Source organism: Bradyrhizobium genomosp. III (assembly GCF_000261705.1).
In the GTDB taxonomy this organism is placed as follows: domain Bacteria; phylum Pseudomonadota; class Alphaproteobacteria; order Rhizobiales; family Xanthobacteraceae; genus Bradyrhizobium; species Bradyrhizobium ottawaense.
In genome coordinates, this window is the sequence record NZ_AJQF01000072.1 from 1 (window position 1) to 6,894 (window position 6,894).

Annotated in this window: 6 protein-coding genes and 1 pseudogene; all 7 read left to right on the forward strand. The window is 65.7% G+C overall.

Annotated features, from left to right (window positions below; genetic code table 11):
• Positions 1-1,067, forward strand: a 1,067-nt coding sequence (locus IC66_RS0107105) for a fumarylacetoacetate hydrolase family protein (protein WP_038947147.1), incomplete at its 5' end; no start/stop codon positions are given.
• A gap of 380 nt (positions 1,068-1,447) precedes the next feature.
• The gene (gene ytfQ / locus IC66_RS0107115; protein ID WP_018315902.1) at positions 1,448-2,413 is read left to right on the forward strand and encodes a galactofuranose ABC transporter, galactofuranose-binding protein YtfQ; all 966 of its coding nucleotides are present in this window, start codon (positions 1,448-1,450) and stop codon (positions 2,411-2,413) included.
• Between the two features lie 116 nt (positions 2,414-2,529).
• Complete coding sequence (locus IC66_RS0107120; RefSeq protein WP_038947148.1) at positions 2,530-4,074, forward strand: sugar ABC transporter ATP-binding protein; 1,545 nt, start codon at positions 2,530-2,532, stop codon at positions 4,072-4,074.
• Positions 4,071-5,063: an ABC transporter permease gene (locus tag IC66_RS0107125; RefSeq protein WP_038947149.1), complete on the forward strand. Its 993-nt coding sequence runs from the start codon at positions 4,071-4,073 to the stop codon at positions 5,061-5,063. Before IC66_RS0107120 ends, IC66_RS0107125 begins: the two co-directional genes overlap by 4 nt.
• Entirely contained in the window at positions 5,060-6,040 is a 981-nt protein-coding gene (yjfF, locus tag IC66_RS0107130; RefSeq protein WP_038947150.1) for a galactofuranose ABC transporter, permease protein YjfF, read from the forward strand. Before IC66_RS0107125 ends, yjfF begins: the two co-directional genes overlap by 4 nt.
• Complete coding sequence (locus IC66_RS0107135; protein ID WP_038947151.1) at positions 6,037-6,801, forward strand: FadR/GntR family transcriptional regulator; 765 nt, start codon at positions 6,037-6,039, stop codon at positions 6,799-6,801. The genes yjfF and IC66_RS0107135 overlap by 4 nt, the downstream gene beginning before the upstream one ends.
• Positions 6,798-6,894, forward strand: a pseudogene (locus IC66_RS48160) (gfo/Idh/MocA family oxidoreductase); the annotation flags it as partial. The gene IC66_RS0107135 and the pseudogene IC66_RS48160, both read left to right, overlap by 4 nt.

The following is a 6,894-nucleotide window of genomic DNA, read 5'->3' on the forward strand; positions in this document are numbered from 1 at the left end:
TCCGTGGCGACGGCGTGTTCGACGTCACCGCAAGATTTCCGACCATCAGCGCGCTCTGCGAAGAGGACAACCCGGCCAAGGCGCTGAGCCTGACCAAGGGCGAGCGCATCGGCGATCTCGACGCCATCGTGGCCAACACGGCGCCGGACCAGCGCGATCGCCAAAAACCTTGGCTGCTTGCGCCCGTGGACCTGCAGACGCTGAAGGCTGCCGGCGTCACTTTTGCCATCTCGATGCTGGAGCGCGTGATTGAGGAGCGCGCAAAGGGCAATCCGGCCTCGGCCGAAGCGATCCGCAAGGAAGTGACGCGGCTGATCGGCGATGATTTGTCGAAGCTCAAGCCTGGCTCCGACCAGGCGATGCATCTGAAGCAGGTGCTGATCGACCAGAACGCCTGGAGCCAATATCTCGAGGTTGGCATCGGTCCCGATGCCGAAGTGTTCACCAAGGCGCCGACCATGTCCTCGGTCGGCACCGGCATGGATGCCGGCCTGCATCCGAAATCGACCTGGAACAATCCGGAGCCGGAGCTCGTGCTGTTCGTGTCGAGCCGCGGCAAGATCGTCGGCGGCGCGCTCGGCAACGACGTCAATCTGCGCGACTTCGAAGGACGCTCGGCGCTGCTGCTGTCGAAGGCCAAGGACAACAACGCCTCCTGCGCGATAGGACCGCTGCTGCGCCTGTTCGACGACAGTTTTACGCTCGACGATGCGCGCAAGCTCGACATCAGCCTGAACGTGAAGGGGGCGGACGGCTTCGTTCTCGACGGCCATTCCTCGATCAGCAAGATCAGCCGTGATCCGACCGATCTGGTCGAGCAGACCATCGGCAAGGTGCATCAATATCCTGATGGCTTTGTGCTGTTCCTCGGCACGATGTTCGCGCCGGTCAAGGATCGCGATGCGCCGGGGCAGGGGTTCACCCACAAGCGCGACGACATCGTCACGATCGCAGCGCCCCAGCTCGGCAAGCTCGTCAACCGCATGCGCACCAGCGACGAGTGCGAGCCCTGGACCTTCGGCATCGGTGCGTTGATGAAGAACCTGGCGCAGCGGAAGCTGATTTAGCGCTTCACGTCTCGCAGCTGACCTCCCACGCGAACGTCTATGAGGCCGTCATGCCCGGGCTTGTCCCGGGCATCCACGTTCTTTGTCAGGCGAGGTAAGGCGTGGATGGCCGGGACAGGCCCGGCCATGACGGTTGTCCGTGGCTGGACTCACCTACAAACCTCCTTCATCTTCCCGTTGCATCGGGGGAACAAAATCGCGCTTGGCGTGTCTTAGAACCGCCTGCCGCCGCTCGGCGCGATTTCCTCTAAATAGTAAAATAATATGACTAGTCGGAACTCTTCTTCCGTGAAATAGTCCCTCCCGCCGCCTCGAAGGCCGGCCTGCGGGTGCCATGTTACCAATAGGCGCCCCGGATAACATCTTGGGAGACTCGCCTGATGATCCTCAAAGCCCTCTTTGCGGCCAGCGCCACGGCCGCCTTGCTGCTCGCGCTGCCCGCGAATGCCGCCGAGCTCACCATCGGCTTCTCGCAGATCGGATCGGAATCCGGCTGGCGCGCGGCCGAGACGTCGGTCTCCAAGCAGGAGGCCGCCAAGCGCAAGGTCAATCTCAAGATCGCCGACGCGCAGCAGAAGCAGGAGAACCAGATCAAGGCGATCCGCTCCTTCATCGCGCAGAACGTCGATGCGATCTTCCTCGCGCCCGTGGTCTCGACCGGCTGGGACTCGGTGCTGAAGGAGGCCAAGGAAGCCAAGATCCCGGTCGTGCTGCTCGACCGCGACATCGATCCGTCCGGCAAGGAGCTCTATCTCACCGCGGTCACCTCGGACAGCGTGCATGAGGGCGAGGTCGCCGGCGACTGGCTGGCCAAGACAGTCGGCGCCAAGGCCTGCAACATCGTCGAGCTGCAGGGCACCGTCGGCGCCAGCGTCGCCACCAACCGCAAGAAAGGCTTCGACACCGCCATCGCCAAGCACGCGAACCTGAAGGTGGTGCGCAGCCAGACCGGCGACTTCACCCGCGCCAAGGGCAAGGAGGTGATGGAAAGCTTCATCAAGGCCGAAGGCGGCGGCAAGAACATCTGCGCGGTCTACGCCCACAACGACGACATGATGGTGGGCGCGATTCAGGCGATGAAGGAAGCCGGCCTCAAGCCCGGCAAGGATATCCTCACCGTTTCGATCGACGCGGTCCCCGATATCTTCAAGGCGATGGTTGCCGGCGAAGCGAACGCCACGGTGGAGCTGACGCCGAACATGGCCGGCCCAGCACTGGATGCCGTCGCAGCCTTCAAGGGCAAGGGCACGGTTCCGCCGAAGTGGATTCAGACCGAGTCCAAGCTCTATACTGCCGCCGATGATCCGCAGAAGATCTACGACAGCAAGAAGGGCCTCGGTTACTGAGGCGGGCGCCGCGCCGGACCGCTTCCGGTGGTCCGTCGCCCCCTTCGAAACCGCTGCACGAACGACTAGGCTGGGTGTCCGCTTCAATGGCGGGCACCCGTGGGAGCGAATTTGCCATGCAGAACAGCCCCGATCCTGCTCTGCCCCTTCTTGAGGTGCGCGGGATCAGCAAGAGCTTCGGCGCTGTGCGCGCGCTGCAGGAGGTCGACTTCACGCTGCGCGCCGGCGAGATCCATGCGTTGCTCGGCGAGAACGGCGCCGGCAAGTCCACGCTGATCAAGGTCGTCACCGGCGTATTCCCACGCGACGCCGGCATCGTCAGGATCGGCGGTGAAGAGGTCGCGCCGCGCTCGGCCAAGGCAGCGCTGGCAGCGGGCATTGCCACCGTCTACCAGGAGGTCAATCTGCTGCCGAACCTGTCGGTGGCGCAGAACCTGTTCCTCGATCGCCAGCCAATACGCTTCGGCATCGTGCGCGAGGGCGAGATGCGCCGCCGCGCCAAGGCGCTGCTTGCGGAGTTTGGCCTCGACATCGACGTCGCCGCGCCGCTCGGCAACTATTCGGTCGCCGTGCAGCACGTCACCGCGATCGCGCGCGCCGTCGATCTCTCCGCGCGGGTGTTGATCCTGGACGAGCCCACCGCGAGTCTCGACCGTCACGAGGTCGAGATCCTGTTCGGCATCATGCGCCAGCTCGCGAAACGCGGCATCGGCATCGTCTTCGTCAGTCACTTCCTCGACCAGGTCTACGAGATCTCCGATCGCATCACCGTGCTGCGCAACGGTCGCCTCGTCGGCGAGCGCGAGACCGCCTCGCTGCCGCGCCTCGAGCTGATCCGGCTGATGCTCGGCCGCGAGTTGGCCGAGACCACCAGCGCACGCGCATCAGTGGGCGAGCACAAGGTGCGCGAAATCTGCGCGAGTTTCGAGAATTACGGCAAGGCCGGCTATGTCGCGCCGTTCAATCTCGAGCTGCGCCATGGCGAGGTCGTCGGTCTCGCCGGCCTGCTCGGCTCGGGCCGGACCGAGACGGCGCGGCTAGTGTTCGGCGCCGAGCGCGCCGATGGCGGGAAGGCGAGGGTGGAAGGTGTGCCGGTGCGGCTGCAGTCGCCTCGCGACGGCGTACGCCACGGCTTTGGCTATTGCCCGGAGGAGCGCAAGACCGACGGCATCGTTGCCGAGCTCACGGTGCGCGAGAACATCGTGCTCGCGCTCCAGGCCAAACGCGGCCTGCATCGGCCGCTGTCGCGCCGCGAGCAGGACGAGATCGCGCGCCGCTACGTCAAGATGCTCGACATCCGTCCGCCCGATGCTGAGCGCCCCGTCGGCCTGTTGTCCGGCGGCAATCAGCAGAAGGTTCTGCTGGCGCGCTGGCTCGCGACCTCGCCGCGGCTTCTGGTGCTGGACGAGCCGACCCGCGGCATCGACGTCGGCGCGCATGCCGAGATCATCCGCCTGATCCGCGAGCTCTGCGACGACGGCTTGTCGCTGCTCGTGATCTCCTCCGAGCTCGATGAGATCGTAACCTATTCCGACCGCGTCGTGGTGCTGCGCGACCGCGCCCATGTCGAGGAGCTCGCGGGCGACGCGGTCGACGTCGGCAACATTCTCGCGGCCATTGCCGCCGATAGCGCCGCTGTTGCGCTTGAGGCCCACACATGACAGCGCTGTTGCCGCGCCGCGGCCTTGCCCAGATCCTCGCATTGATCGTCATCCTCGCGGTCGACCGTGTTGTGTCGCCGCAATTCTTCGACCTGCGCCTCCAGGACGGCCGTCTGTTCGGCAGCCTGATCGACGTGCTCAACCGCGGCACGCCGGTGGCGCTGCTGTCACTCGGCATGGTTCTGGTGATCGCGACGCGCGGCATCGATCTGTCGGTTGGCGCCGTCATGGCGATCGCGGGCGCGATCGCGGCGAGCCTCGCCGACACTCACAGTCTGGCCGTCGTGCTGGCGGCAGCGCTCGGCGCGGGCCTGATTTGCGGGCTGTGGAATGGCTTCCTTGTCGCGGTACTCGGCATGCAGCCGATCGTGGCGACGTTGATCCTGATGGTGGCGGGACGCGGCATCGCCCAGCTCATCACCGAGGGACGCATCGTGACGTTCTCCTCGCCGGATCTGGTCTGGCTCGGCAATGGCTCGGTGCTCGGCCTGCCGGTACCGGTCGTGATTGCGCTCGGCATGCTGATCCTCACCGGCGCGGTGGTACGTGGCTCGGCGCTGGGGCTCCTGATCGAGGCGACCGGCGGCAACGCGCGGGCGAGCGAGCTTGCCGGCGTCGGCACCCGTGCGATGATCCTGTCGGTCTATGTCTGGTGCGGCGTCTGCGCCGCGCTGGCTGGCGTGATCGCGGCGGCCGACATCATGGGGGCAGACGCGAACAATGCCGGCCTCTGGCTCGAGCTCGATGCGATCCTGGCCGTGGTGATCGGCGGCACCTCGTTGTTCGGCGGCCGCTTCAGCCTCGTGCTGGCCGTACTCGGCGCGCTGATCATCCAGACCATGAACACCGGCATCCTTTTGTCCGGCTATCCGCCGGAGTTCAACCTGCTGGTCAAGGCGGTAGTGGTGCTCACGGTGCTGTTGTTGCAATCGCCGAAGCTGACCGGCTTTGCCGGCATCTCTGCGCGGCTGCGGAGGACGAAGGCATGAGAGGTCTGCCGCCCGCCCTCATTACGGCGATCGTGCTGGTCGCGGGCTTCGCAGCCTGCGCGGTGCAGTTTCCCAACATCGCCTCGACCCGCGTCGTCGGCAATCTCCTCACCGACAACGCTTTCCTCGGCATCGTCGCGGCCGGCATGACCTTCGTCATCATCTCCGGCGGCATCGATCTCTCGGTCGGCTCGGTGATCGGCTTCACCACGGTCTTCGTTGCGCTCGCGATCGAGCGCTGGGGCATGCCGCCGCTGGTTGCTTTCGTCGCCGTCCTCGCACTCTCGGCGGCCTTCGGTGCGGCGATGGGCGCGGTGATCCATGTCTTTGATTTGCCACCCTTCATCGTGACGCTCGCCGGCATGTTCCTGGCGCGCGGAGCGAGCTTCCTGCTCTCCACCGAATCCATACCGATCACCGCGCCTATTTATTCGACCGTGTCGGACTTCGCCTTGCGATTGCCGGGTGGAGGGCGGTTGACGGCGATTGCGATCATCATGCTCGCGATCGTGATCGGCGGAGCCTTTCTGCTGCATCTCACCCGGTTCGGCGCCAATGTATATGCGCTCGGCGGCAGCCGGACGACCGCGAGCCTGATGGGCGTTGCGGTCGGCAAGATGACCGTGAAGATCTACATGCTGTCGAGCCTGCTCGCAGGCATCGCCGGCATTGTCTTCTCGTTCTACACCAGCGCCGGCTATTCGCTTTCCGCCGTCGGCGTCGAGCTCGACACCATCGCCGCCGTCGTGATCGGCGGCACGCTGCTCACGGGCGGGCAGGGCTCGGTGATCGGTACTTTCCTCGGCGTGCTGATCCAGGGCCTGATCCAAACCTACATCAATTTCGACGGCACGCTGTCGAGCTGGTGGACCAAGATCGCGACCGGTATCTTGCTGTTCGCCTTTATTGCCTTGCAGCAGGGACTGGTCGCGCTCGCGCGCCGGCCGCTGGCGAAGAGCGCAGGAGCCGCCACATGACATCGCGCATCGTCGTCATCCCGACACGGCGGGCTCACTCCAACCATGCGGAGGTCGCCCGCTCGATCGGCATCGACATCATCGCCGGCCGCTACGCCGAGGGCACTCGCCTGCCTGGTGATGCCGAGATGATCGCGATGTTCGGCGTGTCGCGGCCGGTGCTGCGGGAGAGCGTGAAGACCCTGGTCGCCAAGGGCCTGCTGACCACCAAGGCGCGCGTCGGCACCGTCGTACGCGAACGCGCCGCCTGGAACATGTTCGACGCCGACGTCCTGGCCTGGCATCTGGACGCCGGCATCGACAAGCGTTTCCTCAACGACCTCGCCGAGATCCGTCTCGCGGTCGAGCCGCGCGCGGCGATGCTGGCGGCCGCGCAGCGGTCGGAGGAGGACCTGGCCGAGCTTCGGCGCAGCATGGACCGCATGCGGCTCGAAGCGTCCGATTCGGTCGGCTTTGCCGATGCCGACCTCGCACTCCACGTCGCCGTGGCGCGCGCCTCCGGCAACCTGTTCATGCGCTCGATCGGTCACGTCATCGAGGCCGCGCTTCGCGCCTCGTTCCTGCTGAGTGCGCCGGTCGAATTGGAAGACCGCGACACGGTGCTGCTCTGGCACCAGAAGATCGTCGATGCCATTGCGGCCGGCGATGCGGAGGCCGCCTCTGAGGCGATGATTTTCGTCATTCACAACGGCATGCATCGCCATGAGGGCACGGTCATCGAGACCGCGCCGGCCTCCGTGGAATCTGGAGAGGGATCGTGACGGAACTCCGCATCGCCATCGTCGGCTTCGGCAAGATCGCGCGTGACCAGCATGTCGGCGCGATCGCCGCCGTGCCGGGCGCGGCACTGGCGG